At 40.2% G+C, this 20,801-nt stretch carries 22 protein-coding genes; 9 read left to right on the top strand and 13 right to left on the bottom strand.

Going from position 1 to position 20,801, the window contains the following annotated elements; translation table 11 throughout:
- Window positions 1-49: 49 nt before the first annotated feature.
- Together ACE1CA_RS29760 and ACE1CA_RS29755 are read right to left on the bottom strand one after the other, a co-directional pair.
- Complete coding sequence (locus ACE1CA_RS29760; RefSeq protein ID WP_486517584.1) at window positions 50-742, bottom strand: carbonic anhydrase; 693 nt, start codon at window positions 740-742, stop codon at window positions 50-52.
- Between the two features lie 63 nt (window positions 743-805).
- On the bottom strand, window positions 806-3,055 hold the full coding sequence (locus tag ACE1CA_RS29755) for an O-linked N-acetylglucosamine transferase, SPINDLY family protein (protein ID WP_413279606.1): 2,250 nt from the start codon (window positions 3,053-3,055) through the stop codon (window positions 806-808).
- On the opposite strand from ACE1CA_RS29755, the gene ACE1CA_RS29750 reads away from it, so the two are divergent.
- Window positions 3,054-3,209 (top strand): hypothetical protein, encoded by a 156-nt coding sequence (locus ACE1CA_RS29750; protein ID WP_413279607.1) that lies wholly within the window; start codon window positions 3,054-3,056, stop codon window positions 3,207-3,209. The genes ACE1CA_RS29755 and ACE1CA_RS29750 overlap by 2 nt on opposite strands.
- Before the next feature lie 270 nt (window positions 3,210-3,479).
- Here ACE1CA_RS29750 and miaA read toward each other — a convergent pair whose 3' ends face one another.
- Window positions 3,480-4,397, bottom strand: coding sequence for a tRNA (adenosine(37)-N6)-dimethylallyltransferase MiaA (gene miaA / locus ACE1CA_RS29745; RefSeq protein ID WP_413279608.1), 918 nt, complete (start codon window positions 4,395-4,397; stop codon window positions 3,480-3,482).
- 196 nt (window positions 4,398-4,593) lie between these two features.
- On the opposite strand from miaA, the gene gyrB reads away from it, so the two are divergent.
- Window positions 4,594-6,531: a DNA topoisomerase (ATP-hydrolyzing) subunit B gene (gene gyrB / locus ACE1CA_RS29740; RefSeq protein ID WP_413279609.1), complete on the top strand. Its 1,938-nt coding sequence runs from the start codon at window positions 4,594-4,596 to the stop codon at window positions 6,529-6,531.
- A gap of 77 nt (window positions 6,532-6,608) precedes the next feature.
- Here gyrB and ACE1CA_RS29735 read toward each other — a convergent pair whose 3' ends face one another.
- Window positions 6,609-7,262: a Uma2 family endonuclease gene (locus tag ACE1CA_RS29735; RefSeq protein WP_413279610.1), complete on the bottom strand. Its 654-nt coding sequence runs from the start codon at window positions 7,260-7,262 to the stop codon at window positions 6,609-6,611.
- A gap of 130 nt (window positions 7,263-7,392) precedes the next feature.
- On the opposite strand from ACE1CA_RS29735, the gene ACE1CA_RS29730 reads away from it, so the two are divergent.
- Window positions 7,393-7,974, top strand: a complete 582-nt coding sequence (locus ACE1CA_RS29730) for a Uma2 family endonuclease (protein WP_413279611.1) — start codon at window positions 7,393-7,395, stop codon at window positions 7,972-7,974.
- A 29-nt stretch (window positions 7,975-8,003) separates the two neighbouring features.
- Window positions 8,004-8,585, top strand: a complete 582-nt coding sequence (locus ACE1CA_RS29725) for a Uma2 family endonuclease (protein ID WP_413279612.1) — start codon at window positions 8,004-8,006, stop codon at window positions 8,583-8,585.
- A 91-nt stretch (window positions 8,586-8,676) separates the two neighbouring features.
- Here the strand turns inward: ACE1CA_RS29725 and ACE1CA_RS29720 are convergent, their stop codons facing one another.
- The 6 genes from ACE1CA_RS29720 to ACE1CA_RS29695 form a co-directional block, all read right to left on the bottom strand.
- The gene (locus ACE1CA_RS29720) at window positions 8,677-9,042 is read right to left on the bottom strand and encodes a low temperature-induced protein (protein ID WP_413279613.1); all 366 of its coding nucleotides are present in this window, start codon (window positions 9,040-9,042) and stop codon (window positions 8,677-8,679) included.
- Between the two features lie 188 nt (window positions 9,043-9,230).
- Window positions 9,231-9,527 (bottom strand): hypothetical protein, encoded by a 297-nt coding sequence (locus ACE1CA_RS29715; RefSeq protein WP_413279614.1) that lies wholly within the window; start codon window positions 9,525-9,527, stop codon window positions 9,231-9,233.
- 140 nt (window positions 9,528-9,667) lie between these two features.
- The gene (locus ACE1CA_RS29710) at window positions 9,668-10,732 is read right to left on the bottom strand and encodes an ABC transporter permease (protein ID WP_413279615.1); all 1,065 of its coding nucleotides are present in this window, start codon (window positions 10,730-10,732) and stop codon (window positions 9,668-9,670) included.
- A gap of 26 nt (window positions 10,733-10,758) precedes the next feature.
- Window positions 10,759-11,277, bottom strand: coding sequence for an adenine phosphoribosyltransferase (locus ACE1CA_RS29705; RefSeq protein ID WP_413279616.1), 519 nt, complete (start codon window positions 11,275-11,277; stop codon window positions 10,759-10,761).
- Between the two features lie 135 nt (window positions 11,278-11,412).
- Complete coding sequence (locus tag ACE1CA_RS29700; RefSeq protein WP_413279617.1) at window positions 11,413-13,047, bottom strand: ShlB/FhaC/HecB family hemolysin secretion/activation protein; 1,635 nt, start codon at window positions 13,045-13,047, stop codon at window positions 11,413-11,415.
- Between the two features lie 265 nt (window positions 13,048-13,312).
- Window positions 13,313-13,993 (bottom strand): response regulator, encoded by a 681-nt coding sequence (locus ACE1CA_RS29695; protein ID WP_413279618.1) that lies wholly within the window; start codon window positions 13,991-13,993, stop codon window positions 13,313-13,315.
- 246 nt (window positions 13,994-14,239) lie between these two features.
- On the opposite strand from ACE1CA_RS29695, the gene ACE1CA_RS29690 reads away from it, so the two are divergent.
- The 4 genes from ACE1CA_RS29690 to ACE1CA_RS29675 all read left to right on the top strand — a co-directional run bounded on the left by ACE1CA_RS29690 (window position 14,240) and on the right by ACE1CA_RS29675 (window position 18,127).
- A complete protein-coding gene (locus ACE1CA_RS29690) occupies window positions 14,240-14,836 on the top strand; it encodes a superoxide dismutase (protein WP_413279619.1) in 597 nt (198 codons plus the stop codon).
- Window positions 14,837-14,967: 131 nt separating this feature from the next.
- Window positions 14,968-15,180: a hypothetical protein gene (locus ACE1CA_RS29685; RefSeq protein ID WP_413279620.1), complete on the top strand. Its 213-nt coding sequence runs from the start codon at window positions 14,968-14,970 to the stop codon at window positions 15,178-15,180.
- Window positions 15,181-15,214: 34 nt separating this feature from the next.
- Window positions 15,215-17,350 (top strand): polyphosphate kinase 1, encoded by a 2,136-nt coding sequence (gene ppk1, locus ACE1CA_RS29680; RefSeq protein WP_413279621.1) that lies wholly within the window; start codon window positions 15,215-15,217, stop codon window positions 17,348-17,350.
- A 342-nt stretch (window positions 17,351-17,692) separates the two neighbouring features.
- Complete coding sequence (locus tag ACE1CA_RS29675) at window positions 17,693-18,127, top strand: response regulator (RefSeq protein ID WP_413279622.1); 435 nt, start codon at window positions 17,693-17,695, stop codon at window positions 18,125-18,127.
- Here the strand turns inward: ACE1CA_RS29675 and ACE1CA_RS29670 are convergent.
- Together ACE1CA_RS29670 and ACE1CA_RS29665 are read right to left on the bottom strand one after the other, a co-directional pair.
- Complete coding sequence (locus tag ACE1CA_RS29670) at window positions 18,124-18,309, bottom strand: hypothetical protein (protein WP_459563666.1); 186 nt, start codon at window positions 18,307-18,309, stop codon at window positions 18,124-18,126. The two genes, ACE1CA_RS29675 and ACE1CA_RS29670, sit on opposite strands and share 4 nt — an antisense overlap.
- Window positions 18,310-18,360: 51 nt before the next feature.
- A complete protein-coding gene (locus ACE1CA_RS29665; RefSeq protein WP_413279623.1) occupies window positions 18,361-18,618 on the bottom strand; it encodes a hypothetical protein in 258 nt (85 codons plus the stop codon).
- A gap of 349 nt (window positions 18,619-18,967) precedes the next feature.
- Between ACE1CA_RS29665 and ACE1CA_RS29660 the strand changes: the two genes are divergently transcribed.
- Window positions 18,968-19,513 carry a DUF2854 domain-containing protein gene (locus tag ACE1CA_RS29660; RefSeq protein ID WP_413279624.1) on the top strand — a complete coding sequence of 182 codons (546 nt, stop codon included), beginning with the start codon at window positions 18,968-18,970 and terminating at the stop codon, window positions 19,511-19,513.
- Between the two features lie 133 nt (window positions 19,514-19,646).
- Here the strand turns inward: ACE1CA_RS29660 and ACE1CA_RS29655 are convergent, their stop codons facing one another.
- Window positions 19,647-20,798 (bottom strand): glycosyltransferase family 4 protein, encoded by a 1,152-nt coding sequence (locus ACE1CA_RS29655; RefSeq protein WP_486517583.1) that lies wholly within the window; start codon window positions 20,796-20,798, stop codon window positions 19,647-19,649.
- Window positions 20,799-20,801 lie beyond the last annotated feature (3 nt).

Raw genomic sequence — 20,801 nt, 5'->3', positions numbered from 1 at the left:
CCTCTGCGTACAGTCGCTCAAATTTCTAATTTCCTATGAGTAATTTACGCTAAATCATATTTACCTCCGAAGTATTAATATCTTTTTCTTGGACAATGTTTTCGGGAATAGAAAATCCTAAATCTTCGTGTCTCGCTTGAATATTACATCTTTCCATGCTGTAAACAAAAACTCCACCAGTTTCAATTTTATAAATCCAACCGTAAATGCTCAATTCGCCTTTGTGAAGTTTGGAATGGATCGCTGGGTAGGTGCGTAAATTTTCTATTTGAGTGAAAATATTCTCTTCAATTGTAGCATCCAGAAGTTCTTTTCCTTCATAATTCTGATAATTTTCTTTAATCAACCTGCGAGTAGCTTCGGCGTGTTTCAACCAATTATAAACTAATGGCATTTCTTCAGCTAATTTACCTATTTGCAATAATCCTTTCATGGCTCCACAATTAGAGTGACCGCAGACAATAATTTGTTTAACTTCTAAGGCTACTACAGCATATTCGATCGCTGCTCCTTCTCCACCATTAGCGGCACCGTAAGGGGGGATAATGTTACCTGCATTCCTAATAATAAAAAGTTCACCTGGCTCGGTTTGGGTCAGCAAATTTGGATCGATGCGGGAGTCCGAACAGGTAATAAATAAGGCTCTCGGATGCTGTTCTTCTGAGAGCTTCTCGAATAATTCTCGATGGCTAGTAAAGTAGTTAGATTGAAATTCTTGTAATCCTCTAATTAGTTTTCTCATGGGGAATTTGTAGTTTTTACTGCTAAAGATTATTAGCTTTCAATATAGCTAATAATCGCTTAATCAAAAAGTATTCTGTTGTACAACTTGAGCATAAAACTGCTCTAATGCTTGAACACAATTTTGGTCATCAAAAAGGAGATTATGATTCGTTTTAATTTTTTCAACTACCTCCTGTCGCCACTCATTATTTAAACCTAATTTTACAGCAATTTCGATGTATTCTGCTTCAGTTTTAGCGATCGTCTCTGTAATCCCAATCATTTTTAAAAAGCTATCTGCATGACGACCGCGCATAAATTCACCTGGCTGGGTTACGATGGGTAAATGACAAGCGATCGCTTCTAAAGAAGTATTTCCCCCCGACCAACCGATCGTGTCTAAAAAAACATCCGAAAGTAAATTTATCATTAAATAATCTGGTCGAGTTGGAATATTAAGAAATAGACAATAATCTTCATAATTTAAATTTACTTGAGCAAAAGCACGTTCCAAGCGTTTTTTCAGTAATTCACCTCGCAGGAAAATGAACTTAGCTTGTGGAATACAACGAGCAATTTCTGCAAAAATATAATCATGCTGTGGCAAATACTTAAAAGGTGCTTGGCAACATAAGTACAATACATCATTATCTGATAATCCAAAATCCGATCGGGTTTTTGTTATTGCTGGAATATCTTTCGGTTTTGGATAAGCAACTCCGATATTTGGCAACAAAATTAACGTTTCTGAATAATGTTTTTGAGGATTTTCTGGTTCCATCAATTGACTAGATATAAAGTAATCAATTGTTGGTATTCCTGACGTTACCGGATGTCCCCAAGCCGTACATTGCAGTGGTGCTAAACGCAACCCAGCCATAGTAACAGTTTGCGAGTCCATGCCAATTTCAGGAAATACTAAAATATGTAATTCATCAGCTAATATTTGTTGACAAACTGCGGTGAAATTACCAGGAATATGATAAAATTTATCGCTGAAATCATAAAATTGTTTAGTTATATAATCAGGATCGTTTCCTGTGTAGTAACAGTAAACTTCAAACTGCTCTTTATTAACGTTTCGCAACCAACCAGTTAACCACAAAGTTCCACTATAAGAATGTAAATAATGGGAAACATAACCGACGCGAATTTTATTATTTTCTTTCAATGGCGGCATTGCTAAAGGTTGCACCCATTGGGGATAATTCGCTGCTACAATTTGATAAATTAAATTTCCCCATTGATGCTGCAACTCTAAAACATCTAATCCTTGATGTCCCAAATAAAAGGTAGTAACACAAGTTAAACCTCTCAAAGCATTCTGTTTATCTTCTGTAGTTTCTAAGGTTGTTTCTTGAATTAAGCTTTCTAGTCCTTGAGTATATCTTTGCCGATAATACTTGATTTCATCTTCTGTATCATAGACTAAAGGCAACATTAATTTACTAAGAATTTTGAAAATATAGTTATGAGGTAAAAGACGAGTTGCGGCTTCTGCACAAGCAATTGCTTCTTGAGTTTTTCCTTTTGTTTGCAAGTATATAATTAGGGCATAGTGTAACCGATCTGCTGTAGGATAAAGCCGAATTCCTTCTTCTAGTGTATGAATAACTTCTGTGGTGCGATCGAGACTTTTATAACATTCACTAATAGCCAGATAAACTGTTGCATCTCTAGTGCGAGTGGCTAAAAATTCTTGATATTTAGCGATCGCTTCTTCATACTTTTCTTCTTGGTAAAACTTGTTAGCACTTTCTCGAATATAAGCCGGATTATTTTGCAAATTAATAGCAATTTTTAAATTATATAAAATATCAGTATTGTTGGGATTAAACTTTAATGCAGCTTGATATACCTCAATAGCTGAGTCAATTTGATTTTGTTGGATTAACAAATTTCCTAAATTAATATAACTGCCAAAATGCTGAAAATTAGTAACTATTGCTTGCCGGAAAATTGCTTCAGCTTCGGGAATTTTGTCTGTTTGTGATAAGAGATTTCCTAAGTTATTGTAAGCATCAGTTAAGGTGGGGTCGAGGGCGATCGCATCTTCGTAAGCTGATATTGCTTCCGGTAAATTATCTGTTAGTTCCAAACAACAACCAAGCACATAATATGCTTGGGCATTTACTCCATCAATTTCTAATGATTTATAAATAGCTTCGTGTGCTTGCGGGTAATTTTGGGTTTGATAGTAAAGTATCCCGAAGTTTAACCAAGCTTCAGCATGGTCGCTATTCAATTCTAAATATTCTCTATACTTGGACTCAGCTGCGGTAAATTGCTGTTGCTGATGTAAGTTTAAAGCTTCTTGATAAATGTTATCCATGATATTTATTCTTTACTTTAGCTATCTGGTAATTTTACCAATTATTATACGTAATTGGCAAGCTGAACAACGCGCCACCCAAGCGGAACGACCTGCCCAACTACTAGCAGAACAACTGCGAAATTTAGGGATTGATCCCGATACAATTATTTAAAACATTGTCAGTTAGATCCCCCCTAACCCCCCTTATTAAGGGGGGAACAAAAACTCAAAGTCTCCCTTAATAAGGGGAGAATAAAAACTCAAAGTCTCCCTTAATAAGGGGGGGACAAAAACTCAAAGTCCCCCTTAACAAGGGGGAACAAAAACTCAAAGTTCCCCTTAATAAGGGGTATTTAGGGTGATCTATAACGCTTAATCTCAAAGTTATTTAACTTAACTCAAAGTCCCCCTTGGTAAGGGGGATTTAGGGGGATCTTCATATTTATTTAACTTTAACAAACTCCTGTATTCGCTGCCAAACCTTTTCTAATAAATCAGAATCGTCAGCATTAAACCATTCAATTTCAGCATAAGATCGAAACCAAGTGCGTTGACGTTTAGCGAATTGTCGCGTATGCAAAACCGTTAATTCTTTCGCTTGTTCCAAGCTAATTTCTCCAGCTAAATATTGTTTAATTTCCGCATATCCCAAAGTGTTCAATAAAGGTAAATTTGCCCCATATTTTTGGCAAAGATTTTCGATTTCTGTTACCAATCCATCAGCGATCATTTTCTCAGTACGTCGCGCAATCCGTTTTTGCAAATCTTCCGAATTACACTCTAAACCTATCTGCAAAATTGGATAATTTGGTGGATTTTCTCCTTGTTGTTCGGAAATTGGTTTGCCAGTGACGTAAAATACTTCTAATGCTCTTAAAGTTCTCACTAAATCGTTAGCGTGAATTTTTTCGGCAGCAGCACGATCGACTTGTTGCAAAAAAGCGTAAAGTTGAATTTGTCCCAAGTTTTCTAATTGCGATCGCAAATCCAACTGCGGCGCAACTCGCGGAATTTTCAAACCCTGCACCACAGAACGAATATATAAACCCGTACCACCAACTAATAATGGCACACTTCCTGATTCCTGCTGTTGACTAATTAATGATTCAGCTTGTTCTTGATAATTCGCAACTGTTAATGTCTCCCTTGGATCGCAAATATCTATTAAATAATGTCGGACTAACTTTTGCTCAAACAAAGAAGGTTTAGCCGTACCAACATCAAATTCGCGGTACACTTGACGAGAGTCTGCACTAATAATTGCTGAATTCAGCCGTTGCGCCAAAGCCAAAGCTAACCCCGATTTCCCCGTCGCCGTTGCGCCACAAATAGTAATTAAAGCTGGTTGGTAATCCGTCATTTGATTTGAAATTTTCGATTTAGTTTCCTCATCTCCCCTTAACACCCAGTTCCCTGGAAGGAATCAATCCCCTAAATAAATTTTTTATTATATTGGTCTACGGTCGCCACTAAGCCTTTTGTGCTAGAATTTTGGAGTGTTTTTTCCTTTTTATGTCAATACAAGGCTCAAAGCCATTATTGGAGAAATCCCGACTATGACAAGCAGTTACAGCGCCGAACAGATTCAAGTTCTCGAAGGACTGGAACCAGTACGCAAAAGACCAGGGATGTACATTGGTTCAACCGGACCAAGGGGACTCCATCATTTAGTTTACGAGGTAGTAGACAACTCGATCGATGAGGCGCTGGCTGGCTATTGCACTCATATTGAAATTGATCTGAACGCCGACGGTTCAGTGACAGTGACAGACGACGGGCGGGGTATCCCTACAGATATCCATCCTCGCACGGGCAAATCAGCGCTTGAAACGGTTTTAACAGTTCTCCACGCTGGAGGCAAGTTTGGTGGAGGCGGTTACAAAGTTTCCGGGGGACTACACGGCGTTGGTGTTTCGGTAGTTAATGCTTTGTCCGAGTATTTAGAAGTTACAGTATGGCGAGAAAAGAAAGTACATAAACAACGCTTTGAACGTGGTGTTCCAGTGACCGAATTGCAGGTTGAACCAATTAAAGAAAATCGCACTGGAACTTCAGTAACATTCAGTCCCGACGAGCAAATTTTCACCAGTGGCACAGAGTTTGATTATACAACTTTATCTGGTCGTTTGCGCGAATTAGCTTACCTAAATGCTGGGGTAAAAATTACCTTTACTGACAACCGTTTAGAATTACTGAAAAGCGGTGTTCCCAAAGTAGAAAGCTACGAATACAAAGGTGGAATTCGCGAATATATTGCTTACATGAACCGCGAAAAACAAGCCCTGCATGAAGAGATTATTTTTGTGCAAGGAGAGCGGAATGATGTGCAATTAGAAGTAGCATTACAATGGTGTACTGATGCTTACTCAGATAATCTTTTAGGCTTTGCGAATAATATCCGCACCATTGACGGTGGGACACATTTGGAAGGTTTGAAAGCGGTGTTGACGCGGACGTTAAATGCGATCGCCAGAAAACGCAATAAACTAAAAGAAGCTGATGCCAACCTCGCCGGAGAAAACATCCGCGAAGGTTTAACCGCAGTAATTTCCGTAAAAGTACCAGACCCCGAATTTGAAGGACAAACCAAAACCAAATTAGGCAACCCAGAAGTCCGGGGAATTGTTGAAGGTTTAGTCGGCGAAGCATTAACTGAATATTTAGAATTTCGTCCCCCCGTAGCTGACGCAATTTTAGAAAAAGCAATTCAAGCCTTTAAAGCCGCCGAAGCTGCTAGACGTGCCCGTGATTTAGTCCGCCGCAAATCAGTTTTAGAATCCTCCCCTTTACCCGGTAAATTAGCAGATTGTAGCTCCAGAGATCCCGCCGAATCAGAGATTTATATTGTGGAAGGCGACTCTGCGGGCGGAAGTGCAAAGCAGGGAAGAGATAGACGTTTTCAAGCAATCTTACCTTTGCGCGGAAAAATCCTCAACATTGAAAAAACCGACGATGCCAAAATCTACAAAAATACCGAAATTCAAGCGTTAATTACTGCTTTAGGTTTGGGGGTCAAAGGTGAAGAATTCGATGCTTCCCAATTGCGTTATCATAGTATAATTATAATGACAGATGCTGACGTAGATGGGGCGCACATTCGCACGCTATTGCTAACATTTTTCTACCGCTATCAACGGGCATTAATTGAGCAAGGGTATATCTATATTGCCTGTCCTCCATTGTATAAAGTTGAGCGTGGTAAGAATCATGATTACTGTTATAGCGATCGCGAATTGCAAGAATTAATTCGGGCATTTCCCGCTAACGCTAAATACACAATTCAGCGTTTCAAAGGTTTAGGTGAAATGATGCCTACACAACTTTGGAATACTACCATGAATCCAGAAACTCGGACATTAAAACAGGTGGAAATTGAAGATGCAGCAGAAGCCGATCGCATTTTTACTATTCTAATGGGCGATCGAGTTGCACCCAGACGCGAATTCATTGAAACTTATGGACCGAAATTGAACCTCACCGATTTGGATATTTAGATCCCCCCTAACCCCTCTTAACAAGGGGGGAACCGGATTGATTCAAAGTCCCCCTTATTAAGGGGGATTTAGGGGGATCAAAAGCTAATTTCAGCAATGATTTTTTCAAATTCTGCTAATGCTTCTACTGTGCCTACTTGCCAAGAAAGTTCTACAATCTGAGGAATTATTTGAGTTAGGGGAATAGAGGGAAAATTAGGGCTTGTTTCAGAAGCAATATACTGTCCATTTGTCAATAAATAAATTATTAATTTGCTATTAGCATAAACCCATAATTCGGGAACTGCGATCGCTTCATAAGCATCAAGAGTAGTTTTAGAAGTTACATTTGATTCGATCGCTAAATCAGGTGGAGGATCGTTTGGTTGGAGTCGGCGGCGATTAATCATTCTTTGGTAATTCTGGATATAAAAACAAGCATCTGGTTCGACTCCAGCGACATTTTCTTTCTTAAAAGTTGTGGAACCAAAAGGTTCATATTTTCTACCTGACTTTTTGAGCAAAATTTTTACCATATCCGAGATTAATTCTTTGGGTTTCTCATGTTCAGGTAGAGGAACCATTATTTCTAACCAACCTTTGCTGTAAGCAATACGAGAAGAACGCTTTTCTCCCATTTCCTGTAAAATCGCTTCAAACTCCTGCCAATTCACATTCGGAATAGTGACTACACTACCGGGAGATAGCTGAATTTGGCTAACAGGTTTGACAATAGAAGTTCCAAGAGTCATGGGATTTTAGATTTTGGATTTTGGATTTTATATTGAACCGACAGATACATCTTTTGGTTATAGCTAGAAAAGGTTTACAATATAGTAACCTTGATTCTGCTACATTAACAAACCGACACAGTAAAGTAAAATGAACAGTGTCACATTAAATTTATCTCAGATTCTAAAACTCACTGACGAAAAGTTTGCCAAATTAGCGGCGGCGAATGACAATTTGCGATTAGAATTAACAGCTAAAGGAGAGTTAATTATTATGCCGCCGACGGGGGGAGAAACGGGAAATCGCAATTTTGAAATTTACATTGATTTGGGTATTTGGAATCGCCAAACTCGATTAGGAAAAGCATTTGATTCTTCCACAGGTTTTCGCTTACCAAATGGTGCGACTCGTTCTCCTGATGTATCATGGATTAGAATTGAGAAATGGTCAGCTTTAAGTGCAGAACAAAGAAAGAAGTTTTTACCAATATGTCCTGATTTTGTGGTGGAATTAGTTTCAGAAACAGATGATTTAGCACAAGTGCGTCAGAAGATGCAGGAATATTTAGAAAATGGATTACTTTTAGGTTGGCTAATTAATCCAAAAAATCGGACGGTAGAAGTTTTTCGTGCGAATCGAGAAGTAGAAAGATTAGAAAATGTTTTAAGTTTGTCGGGTGAGGATGTGTTACCCGGATTTGTCTTGAACTTACAACCAGTTTGGAATGAATAGAATTCTCTAGCAAATAAAGATTAATTAATATGAGTACTGTCAGCCTTAACATATCTAATATTGTGAAATTGACGGACGAGAAGTTTGCAGAATTAGCAGATGCTAATCGGGATTTGCGATTAGAATTAACAGCTAAAGGAGAGTTAATTATTATGCCGCCGACGGGGGGAGAAACTGGCGATCGCAATTTCGAGATTGACGGACAACTTTGGTTGTGGAATCGCCAAACTCGATTAGGAAAAGCATTTGATTCTTCCACAGGTTTTCGCTTACCAAATGGCGCGACTCGTTCTCCTGATGTATCATGGATTAGAATTGAGAAATGGTCAACTTTAAGTGCAGAACAAAGAAAGAAGTTTTTACCAATATGTCCTGATTTTGTGGTGGAATTAGTTTCAGAAACAGATGATTTAGCACAAGTGCGTCAGAAGATGCAGGAATATTTAGAAAATGGATTACTTTTAGGTTGGTTGATTAATCCGAAAAATCGGACGGTAGAAGTTTTTCGTGCGAATCGAGAAATGGAAAGATTAGAAGGTGTTTTGAGTTTGTCGGGTGAGGATGTGTTACCCGGATTTGTATTGAATTTACAACCAATTTGGGAGAACTAAAACTCGACACTTCTAACAAACATTCAAAAAAATAAGAGTAGACACTCAGCCTACCCTCTTTTAGTAACCAAATATTAATTAAACTTTGGTATTACTTTTCACCAGTCACCTTTTCCAAAGTTTTACCAATAATTTGTTCAACAGACTTCGTGTTATCTGAAGTATTTTCTGGACGTTTCATCTTATCAGCATCAGCAGTTCCTTGGATTTCGTTCAACCCAGGATTGGTTTCCTTAACTTGCTTGTGCAAACCGAAATCTGAAGGGTCTTTACTAGAAATAGCATCTTGAGATTTGCCTTCAATTTCTAACAAATTAGCTTCGCCTTCGGTAGGTTTAGAAGTAGCGCTGTAAGCAGGTAAGGCATAAGAAATTACTAGCAATGCACAGACACAAACAACTGCAAAAAAACGAACTCGGCGTAGCAAATTAGAAAGATTAAAATTGATAAAGCGCATAGTAGGCTTCTCCTCTCTATTAAACTAAAAACTAACTAGTGGTTGTTGATAATAGCTAAAGAAAGCTCTTTTCACCAACCTCCTACTATTTGCTCATATTTTTCTCGTCCTAACATCTGTAGCTAGATATATCTGTGCCAATGAAAATTTCCATCAAACTCAACCGGAAGGAATAGGCAGTAATCGCCTCAATTCTGGACAAAAAACTCAATAGTTGGCAAAAGCGGGTCGCGCACTACCCCTACACCCGCAAAACCCCAACGTTTTAGCAGGTTTTTGAGTTGACCTCCCGGAACAGATTCTATAGCAAAGCGATTTGCCACATCTGCACCATGAGTATTTAAATAACTTAACGCCTCAAAATCTTGAGAAAACATCAACAAATAGCCTGTGGGATTTGCTGTTTCCGAATTACTTTCTGGGTGGGCAGTTAAATAACGACCATCAGCAGTAGAACGAATTACGTAATAGACTTGAGAGAACATAGTAAAATTTGGTAATTGGTGGTAGGTAGTTGGAAAAGTTCTGAGTTTTAAGTTGTGAGTTTCAAATTAAACTTTCAATTTTCTATTTAACACTTATAACTTATCGATTTTTCAAGCTAACTACCTACTACTAAAATAAACTAATTAAGGTTTTCCAATTTGATTCTTGGATCGGCACTTTTTAACATTAAATCAGCTAAAAGATTCCCGATAATTAGCATGACTGCACCTAACATCAAACTTGCCATTACTAGATAAAGGTCTTTAGCTGTAACTGCTTGTAAAATTAACCTTCCTAAACCAGGCCAATTAAAAAAGTTTTCTACGATGAAAGAACCACTTAATAATCCAGCGAATTCAAAGCCCAATAAAGTAATTAGTGGGTTAATGGCATTTCGCAAAGCATGAACGTAAATTACGCGGTTTTCTGGTAAACCTTTGGCGCGGGCTGTTTGGATATAATCTTGGCGCAAAACTTCTAGTAATTCGCCACGAGTAATGCGCTGTAATCCGGCAAAACCAGTAATACTTAAAGCTAGTACAGGAAAGACTGAATGCCAAGTAATATCTAAAAATTTACCCAAGGGAGTGAGTTCAGCATAATTGATGCTGGTCATGTTTCCTACGGGAAATAAAGGGGAGATATTCTGCACAAAAGTTAGCAGTAATAAACCCATAACTAGAGTTGGAACTGCTTGTCCGGCGTAGCTAATTACGCGCAAGACTTTATCTAACAAACGATTTTGGTGAACTGCGCCAATGATACCCAAAGGAATGGCTATTCCCCAGGTTATTATTAGGGATGCGATCGCTAAAAATAGCGTAGCAGGTACTCTTTCCCACAACAATTCGGATACTGGACGTTGATAAGCGAAACTCAAGCCAAAATCTCCGCGAGAAATTATCCCCCATAACCACAAAAAATACTGAACAATTGCAGGTTTATCCAACCCAAATTGCATTTTTAGTTCTTCAATTCTTTCTGGGGAAATTTTGGGATTTTGACGCAAAGTATCTAAGTAACTTCCCGGTGCTAATTGAATAATGGCAAAACTTAAAGCTGATGCCAATAAAAGTGTTAGTACCGCCTGCAATAATCGCTTCAGTATATACAAAGCTGTTTCTTCTGAGGGAACTAACTTTAATAGTTTATCTCCCACAAATTGAAAGCTTCTAACAACCGAAGAACTCCTAGCAGAACTCATTTTTCACCTCAAAACAGTGACTAGATTCAATATTCAATCAGCGTCACAATTGGTAGTTCGGGAAGCTTTTCTTTTCCGCCTAAACCCTTTAGTTCGATGATAAAAGCAAAACCAACCAATTCTGAACCCGTTTGCTGTACCAATTGTGCTGTTGCAGCTGCGGTTCCCCCTGTAGCAATCAAGTCATCGACAATTAAGACTCGACTTCCTAAACCTAGAGCATCTTGGTGCATTTCTAAGCGGTCTACACCATACTCTAATTCATATTCCACACAACAAACTGCTGCGGGAAGTTTCCCTGGTTTGCGGACGGGAATAAAACCAGCACCCAATTGATAAGCTAAAGGTGTGCCGAAAATAAAACCGCGAGACTCCATTCCCACTACATAATCAATTTTACCGAAGGTGTCTTTGCATTGCTGGGTCAAAGTGTCAATTGTATGACGTAATCCGTCGGGGTTTCGGAGTAAGGTGGTGATGTCTCGAAATAAAATTCCTGGTTTGGGAAAGTCAGGAATATCACGAATTAGAGATTTTAAATCCATATTGGCTGAAAGTTACAGATAATGTTCCAGATTATATGATTAATTGGTGATAATTTGTCATTGGTCATTGGTCATCGATCGCTAAAAACCAGCAATTACCCACTACCGATTACCCATTACCCACTACCAAAAAGACTAAAATCGATAAAATAGTTGGAAGTAAAGACCTCGATCTTGAATGTTGTCTCCTCGATCGCGAACATAGCTCAAAGGTATACCGTAATCAATTCGTAAATTCAATCCCGGAATTGGTTCCCATAATACACCTAAACCCGCCCCAGCTAAAAATCTTCGACTGGGAATTGCATTAGGATTATCTGGGTGATTCCAAACAGTACCTAAATCTACAAAAGGTGCTAATTGAAAAATTTCTCTTCCACCTTTATCCCGACTCAAAATAATTCTATCTTCTATAGAAACGCGAAAACCATTATCACCAGAACGCAGATTTTGCCGATATCCGCGAATTGATTGACCGCCACCAATTACAAATTGTTGAGATGGCAATAAACTATTTGGTGTTAGTTGCAAATCTCCCTGGATAATTAATACATTATTGTTACTAATTCTTTGCACTCTTTGCACTTGACCGAGCCAACTAAAGAAGCGTCCATCAGGAATTGGTTCAGGATTAGTCGTAGCATCAAAAGCGTCAATACCGAAACTAAAAAGCGATCGCAAAGCTGTTGCACCTTGTACATCTCGCCTTACATAATCCTGACCAAAACCAATTACGCTAGTGCGAGTTCTGCCTTCTTCATCAGGGCCAAAACCGAAAGGAAAAGGTTCATCATCCAAGAAAGTTTGACCGCGACGGTAAGTAAAACCGATTGATAAAGCTAATTCTTCACGAGGCGATCGAATTAACGGTTGCCGATAACTAAACTCATAGAGTTCGGAATTACCTCTAATATCTAAATCCCGAAACTCTTCCTCAGTTACCCTATAATAATTCGGTGCAGCCCGCAATTGTAAAGTGCCATCCATTGCATTAATCGGCACAGTATAGGAAAAATCTAAAACATTAGAGCCGCCTGTGGTCGATCGAAAATAAGAAGCAAAAAAAGTATCGCCAATTCCGCTAACATTTCGAGCAAAAAAATTGCCTCCAAATCTTTCCGAACCAATACTAGGCGGCGAATTATTATCAATTACTAAACTAGAACCAGTAAACGGACTCGCTTCAGTTACCCTGACTACTAAAATACTTTGTCCCTGTTGATTTCCCGGACGTAAACTAGCTTCAACATTTTTAAATAAAGGATTAAACCGCAATAATCTTAATTGATCTTCTAACTTAGCGCTGTTTAATGGTTGTTCAACTCCCAAGCGCACTCGACTGCGAATATAAGAACTATTTAACCTGCGATTTCCCTCAATCTCAATTTTTTCTAACTTGCCTTCAATCACTAAAATTCGCACCACACCATCAGTAATTTTTTGGTCTGGTAGCACTGCTCTCGAAGTAATATAACCACGTTCCACATAAAGTTGAGTAATAGAATCAGCAACTTTGCCTAATTCTTGAATTGTGACTTCTTTACCTTCCAAAGGTTTAGTAATTGCACTAATTTCATTACTCAAAATTGTATTACCCGTGACCTCAACTTTCTGCACTTGAATCCTAATTGGTGGTGCAGGTTGAGTAGGCGTAGGTGTGGGAGTTTCTAAAATAGGCGCTTGCGGATCTGGTGTAGTCGGGGGAATTATTGGTGCAGGTTGGAGAAAGCGATCGGTATTCGGGCGAGGTTCCACATTCTGTGGCGGCACCTGAGAAAGGCAGAAGGCAGAAGGGCAGAGGGGCAGAGGGGCAGGGGAGCAGGGGAGCAGGGGAGCAGGGGAGCAGGGGAGAAATAAATTTTCCTTGTCTCCTTGTCCCCTTGTCTCCTTATTCCCTTGTCCCCTTATCCCCTTATCCACTTGTCCCGTTGTCTCCTTATCCCCTTGTCCTCGCGTCTCCCACGCCCCCAATACCATCTTTGGGAATAGACTAAAACACAAACAAGTCAATAAAACAGTCAAAAGCTTCCACATCTCAGACTAGTCCTGTACGCAGAGCCACAACAGCTGCTTGAACGCGATCGTCTACAGACAGCTTGTTCATTATGCCACGAACATGAGTTTTCACTGTATTCGGACTTAAATAAAGAGCTTCAGCAATTTCGGGATTACTATAACCCTCCACCATCAATTTCAGAACTTCTAGCTCTCTTTGAGACAAATTAGCTAAATTTCCCGTTGGCGACGGTGGTTTTAGATGCTCGATCACCTTGCGGGCAATTTGCGGATCGAGGTAAGTAGCACCCTCAGTAGCAGCTGCGATCGCCGTTAACAACTGTTCCACACTCGCACCCTTAATACAATAAGCATCCGCACCACTCGAAAGCGCCGCAATCACCTCCGTCTCCGCCGTATGCGAAGTCAACATCACCACACGCACCCCCGGCAAAGCCGCCTTAATTTGTTGCGTCGCCGCAATCCCATCAAGTCGAGGCAATCCAATATCCATCACCACCACATCAGGCTTGAGTGCGATCGCCGCTTGTACCCCCAAATAACCATCCTCAGCTTGTCCCACCAAATTAACCTGCGGATGATTCGCCAAAGACTGCTCCAACCCCAACAACATCATTGGATCGTCTTCCACAATCAACACTCGAACAGGTGCAGAAGCAGAATTAGAAGAACTATTTTCGGGACGTGATTCAAGAGACATATCTATAAAATCAATTGCAAAAAGAGGAATCAGGAATCGTGCCTACTGTCCACATAGTCTATCCGATTTAATCAAAAAGGCAGAAGTTTTAAGTAATCAACGTCCCCTCGTCCCCTCTTCCCCCCTACCGACTTTTGATATAAAGTTCTATCATAAGTTTGGGTTTAAACTGAGCGAGAACCCATAAGTTGGAGAGCAGCTTGTACATTAGCTCAGAAACGAAAAGCTAAAAGAGGATTGAACACAATGGCAATTGAATTGGCACCTTTACCATTCGACTACTCTGCCCTAGACCCGAAGATGTCGAAGTCAACCCTTGAATTCCATCACGACAAGCACCATGCTGCTTACGTTACCAACCTGAACAAATTAATTGAAGGCACCGAACTCGCCGACAAATCTTTAGAAGAAATCGTCGTTACCTCCTTCAAAGAAGGTAAAACTCCCATCTTCAACAACGCTGGTCAAGTGTGGAACCACAACTTCTTCTGGCAATCCTTGAAACCAGGTGGTGGTGGTACTCCCACTGGCGCATTAGCCGACAAAATCAATGCTGACTTCGGCAGCTTCGACAAATTCAAAGAAGAATTCAAGACCGCTGCTACTACTCAATTTGGTAGCGGTTGGGCTTGGTTGGTAGTTGACAACGGCACTCTGAAAGTTACCAAAACCCCCAACGCAGAAAACCCAGTAGTTCACGGACAAACTCCTCTGTTAACTTTGGACGTTTGGGAACACGCTTACTATTTGGATTACCAAAACAAGCGTCCCGACTTCATTACCACTTACTTAGAAAGCTTGGTTAACTGGGACTTTGCCGCAGAGAACTTCTCTAAAGCTTAAAGCTTTTCCTTAATCAAATTTCCCATAGAATACAAATTAGGACAGTCACGACTCAAACGTGGCTGTCTTTTAATTAGTTTAAACTTTTGGTACAGTTACAAAACTTGTTTAAGTTTATTAATGTCTCAATAATGAATAGCCAAGAACTAGCACAATATTTAGAAGCAACAGACAGCATTTCCAAATCCTGGCTGTTAGTACAACTACGACTGAAAAAACTACAAGAAAGCCGTGCAGACCTTTCCCCAGAAGCTTATGCTGAGCAATTAGCAGACATTCATCAAGATTTGATGAACTTGGGAGAATGGTGGATTGGCAGGGAAGATGAAGTTTTTGGTACTTAAGGTGATTACTTACTAATTTTTTTGAATTTTGTTTATGACCAAAACTAAAAATACAACCACAGAAATTAATCTCAAAGAGCCAGAATACTATTTCAATCGGGAACTGAGTTGGTTGGAATTTAATTACCGTGTTTTGCATGAAGGGATTGATGAAAGAACGCCTTTAATTGAAAGATTGAAGTTTTTGGCGATTTTTAGCTCGAATTTGGATGAATTTTTCATGGTGCGAGTAGCTACTTTGCGGGAACAGTTAGAAGCGCAAGTAACTCGGTTAAGTCCTGATGGAATGTCTACTAAAGATCAATTAATAGCTATTAGCCAAAAATTGCGTCCTTTAGTAGAACTTCTCCACCAACATTTTGAGCAAGTATTACGCCCTTTGTTAGCAAAACATGGGGTGATTATACTGGACTATGTAGACTTAAATCAGGAGCAAAGAATTTATTTACAAAACTACTTTGACGAGCAGATTTTTCCGGTACTTACACCTTTAGCTGTCGATCCTGGACATCCGTTTCCCCATATTTCCAATCTCAGTTTAAATTTGGCTGTGGTGATTCAAGACCCTGATACTAAAGAGGAGCTTTTTGCTAGGGTGAAAGTACCCCAAATGTTACCGCGATTTGTGGTGATGCCGGAAGCGTTACGGGTACAAACAGAGGGACAATCTTTAGTTTGGGTTGGTGTACCTTTGGAGCAGGTAATTGCTCATAATTTGGTTGCTTTGTTTCCGGGAATGAATGTGCAGGAATGTTATGCTTTCCGTATTACTCGGAATTCGGATATAGCTTTACAAGAAGATGAAGCGGATGATTTGTTATTAGCGATCGAACAAGAACTTCGCAAACGTCGCATTGGCGGATCGACTGTACGTTTGGAAATTGATGCAACTGCTTCAGATTGGGTACGAAATACTTTGGTGCGGGAATTAGACCTAAGTGAAAATGATGTTTACGATGTGAATGGTTTGTTAGGACTGCGGGATTTAATGTCTTTTATGCAATTACCCCTTCCTGAGTTAAAAGACCCTACTTGGACACCTGTCATCCCAGCACGTTTTCGTCGCCTCGCGGAAATTGGTCAAGATGGAGAAAACATTTTCGATTTGATTTCGCAACGAGATTTATTAGTTCATCATCCTTATCATTCATTTGCCGCGACAGTACAGCGTTTTATTACCCAAGCAGCACACGATCCGAAGGTTTTAGCGATTAAAATGACCCTGTATCGGACTTCGGGAGATTCACCAATTGTTCAGGCTTTAATTGCAGCGGCAGAAAATGGGAAACAAGTAGCTGTATTGGTGGAAATTAAAGCTCGGTTTGATGAAGAAAATAACATTCTTTGGGCTAAGAAGTTAGAGCAAGCTGGCGTTCATGTTGTCTACGGTTTGGTAGGATTAAAAACTCATACAAAAGTAGTTTTGGTAGTGCGTCGGGAAGATAATCATATTCGCCGTTATGTGCATATTGGAACGGGTAATTACAATCCAAAAACGGCGGGTTTATATACGGATTTGGGTTTGTTAAGTTGTCGAGAAGATTTAGGTGCGGATTTGACAGATTTGTTTAATTATTTAACTGGTTATTCGCGTCAAAGGTCTTACCGGAAATTGTTGGTTGCGCCTGTGAATTTGCGCGATCGCATGATCGCCTTAATCCACAGGGAAATCGAACATTGCCAAAACGATCGTTCCGGTCGCATCGTCGCCAAAATGAACTCACTAGTAGACCCGCAAATTATTGCTAAACTCTACGAAGCTTCCCGTGCAGGCGTGGAAATTGATTTGATTATCCGAGGAATTTGTTGTCTGCGTCCGGGATTCCCAAATGTCAGCGAAAATATCCGTGTAATTAGTATTATCGGTAGATTTCTAGAACATTCCCGCATTTTTTACTTCCAAAATGGCGGTCAGGAAGAAGTTTACATTGGTAGCGCTGATTGGATGAATCGAAACCTCACTCGACGGGTAGAAGCTGTTACTCCCGTAGAAGACTTAAATCTTGCTAAAGATTTGCAGGAAATTTTAGGTATTATGCTATCCGACAATCGCCAAGCTTGGGAATTACAACCAGACGGCAGTTATACTCAACGCCGTCCCTCGGACAATCTCCAAGAGCAAAGCGCTCAAAAAACACTAATGGAGATGGCTAGCAATTCCGGGAGTTAAACCAAGCGTCTAAGTGATAATACGGGATAACCAGGTCAGTAACTCCGGGTTTTTCCCTATTAATTTCCTTAGATTTACGGATTCGCAAAAATCTGATTTCCGGGCAAAATATAAAATAATCATAATTTTGCAAATCTGTTTTTCGCTCGTCTATCCCTCATTAACTCTAGTTTTCTGCCTTCAAGACAGGTAAAACCTAAGCGTTTTTGTGGTTTACAATTTCTTTAAAAAACAACAACAATCATCTATGCTGGATTCAATCAAATGGTAGAGGGAATAAACTGTTAATCAGCGTAAACTAGTGGAATAATACACCAACTGTTGAGAAACTTTTGAGAGGAAATGTTGTCATATTACGATCCGTCGAGTGTCCGTGTTCTAGTGGTTGACGATCATGAACTAACTCGTCTCAGCCTCAAACTAGCACTCTCTAGCCAAAAAAACATCCAACTTGTTGGCTTGGCTAGCAATGGACAAGAGGCTATTAAAATGGTGGAATCCCATCACCCTGATGTGATTATCCTGGATCTCCATATGCCTATTATGGATGGGTGGAGTGCTTCGAGCTATATCAAAAGCATTGACCCGCAGGCTCAAATTATAGCCTATTCAGCAATGGAGGAGACACAAGCGATCGCACTCCAACAAAAATCTACTTTCGATGCCTTTTGTAGCAAAGAAACAGCTACCCAAGAATTAATCCAGCTAGTAAACGAACTAGCACAAAAAGCTGATTCCTCTACTAGCTCCGCTGTCAAGATGGAAGTAAACAGTTAAATAGTTTCCGACTCAGGAAAAGTCCGGTTAAATTCCTCGATCAGGTCGTCTATTTCTTCTAACGCTTGATTAACATCTATTCTAAGGGTGCCTAAATCTGGTTGCTCCAAAAGCCGCAACAAGGTTTCGCGTTTACTTTCAATCACAGAAATGCGCTCTTTCAGGGTCTGGGGGTCGATCATCTTAATAATTAGTGCTATTCAAAAGTGCTAATCAAACTCTTAAATCCAAGTCTATCTTAGGAAAGGTGGTCTTTCATCATCCTTGGGCTTATTTTTCACACTTTCGGCAATGAAGCGCTTCAAAGCTTTTTCCCGATTTTTCATGAAAGCAGCCCAAAAACCAGGGTGAAATTCATCCATAGTTTTAGCCAGCGCCCAGACATCTACCGCCAATATATTATAAAGAGTTTCATCTTCCCGCTTGAGCGAGTTAATTTGTTCGAGAATGGTACGTTCTTGAGTTTCGGGACTGTTTCCATTAGGGTTCATAGGAGATTTCAGTAATTAAAATATCAAAAATACTGCATCAAAATACCAACAGAGAATCTTTTTGGCTGTCTGTCCAAAAATCAACTCTTCCAAAGGTAGCTATTCGGTAAGAATTACGGCTCTCCCGTACTCATGGTGATAAGTAAACCTAATTAATTAGCAAAGTGCTTACTCCACAAGGTTTCCCAGTCACTAGGCTTCGACGTGAGCGCTCAGCCGAACGTCCCCAGTCCCCAGTCCCCAGTCCCCAGTCCCTAAAACCAGGGTTTTCCACCACAAGTACGGGAGAGCCAAACTGAGTTACGAAATTAGAGAATAATAAAAATTACCAATTTAACTACCTAACACTATGTTACGTCAAACTTCGTTGGCAACTCTAGGAATGAGCCTGGGAAGTATTTTAACTACTGTGGGTTTCATCGCTTATTTTGCCAATAATCCCACCTTAAATCTAGTAGGATTCTTTTACGGGTTTCCACTGTTACTGGGAGGATTGGCACTTAAGGGTTCTGAACTAAAACCTATACCCTTCTCTCAACCTACTCCGGCAAACATTCTGGAACTGCGAAATCAGCAAGCGACAAAAACTCAAACCAAGCTACGTAAGGACTTGACTAGTTACAAATATGGACAAGATGCTCATTTAGATAGAGCTTTGGCTCAAGTAGGTTTAAGCCCTACGGAAGAAAAAAGACCACAAATTACCGGAATCCGGGAAACGGAAGTCAAAGGTGCTTATACTTTGGTGCTGGAGTTTGATTCGCCGTTACTACCGTTACAGGTGTGGGAAGAACAACAGGGAAAAATCGAGACTTTTTTTGGCCCTGGTATTAAAGCTGAGTTGCAACAGCCAGAAAATAATCGAATAGAGCTATCTTTAATCGCGTCGCCCTGAGTTAGGGACTGAGGGAGATGGGGGGATGGGGAGGTGGGGAGGTGGGGGGAAAGATGTAGCATTATTTTTTCTATTCGATTTTAGGAATCTGGGGAGAAGGAGACAAAGGTTATTTCTCCTTCTCCCCAGATTCCTACTTTGGTATAACCACAGCACGATCTGTAGCATTTAACAATTCTTGTAGTTTTTGGCGAAAAGCAGTTCTACCGAATTGGGCTAAAGACTCTTCTCGTAACCATTTTCCGTCGCAACGTTGGTCTTTGCCTTGGAGAATTTCTTGACAAGCTGTTGCTACCGCTTCTGAGTTACGGTGTGGGACTCGCCAACCCAAGCGTCCATCCTGTAAAGGGTCTGCTGAACCGTCAGCGTCACCAGACAATACGGGAACACCACAAGCCATTGCTTCTAAGTACACGATGCCAAATCCTTCTTGTGAAGGCATGATATAGGCATCAGCCAGACGATAATGTTCGACTAGTTGTTCTGTTGGGATGAAACCTGCAAAAACTACTCTGTCACCGACACCCAAATCTTTGGCTAACTGGGCTAGTCTGGGTTGGTCGTCACCTCGACCGATAATTAAGTATTTTACGTTGGGGAAGGCTTGCGCGATCGCAGGTAACGCCCGAATCGTCACATCTACACCTTTATAAATGTCCCCGGACCACAGTCGCGCCACAGTCATCAACACCCTAGCACCTGCCAAATTATACTTTTCCACTAAAGCCTGATTCTTCTCTCCCGGAGTAAAGGTTTCGCCATCTACACAACAAGGGAGAAATTCCACCAACTTGGGATTAATTTGATTAGTTTGACAAGCTCGATCGCGACTATAACGGCTAATTGTCCAAATTCCCGACGCTTGTTGCAAAGCTTTTTGATATCTGGGTGATAACGGTTCCCAAACTTCTTTACCATAAGTCAAAACAGTATAACGAATTCCGCTAATTTGGCAAAGTGTTTGAATTAAAGGTGCTAAATTAATGTGACCGCAGAAAACATGATCGGGACGATATTGCCACAAATAAATTGCGAAATTAGCAATCATCCAAACTCGTCCTAACATCGGATTTCTAGTCTTAAAATAATGAAATTTCAACTTCTCGGTAGCAAAGGGATTATGCTTTACTGGTGCGTCACGAAGTAAAAATATATCAGCAGTAGATGGTTCGGATAATTCCCCATAAGCCCGCCAAATATCTTTAACGTAGGATTGAATCCCTCCTTCAACACCAAGGATTTCTAAGAAAACAAATAAGTACCGCTTTTCTCTGTTCATTTTCATTCT

Source organism: Floridaenema evergladense BLCC-F167, assembly GCF_041929205.2.
GTDB classification, from domain to species: Bacteria; Cyanobacteriota; Cyanobacteriia; order Cyanobacteriales; family Aerosakkonemataceae; genus Floridanema; species Floridanema evergladense.
This window is presented reverse-complemented; position numbering and strand designations above follow the sequence as displayed.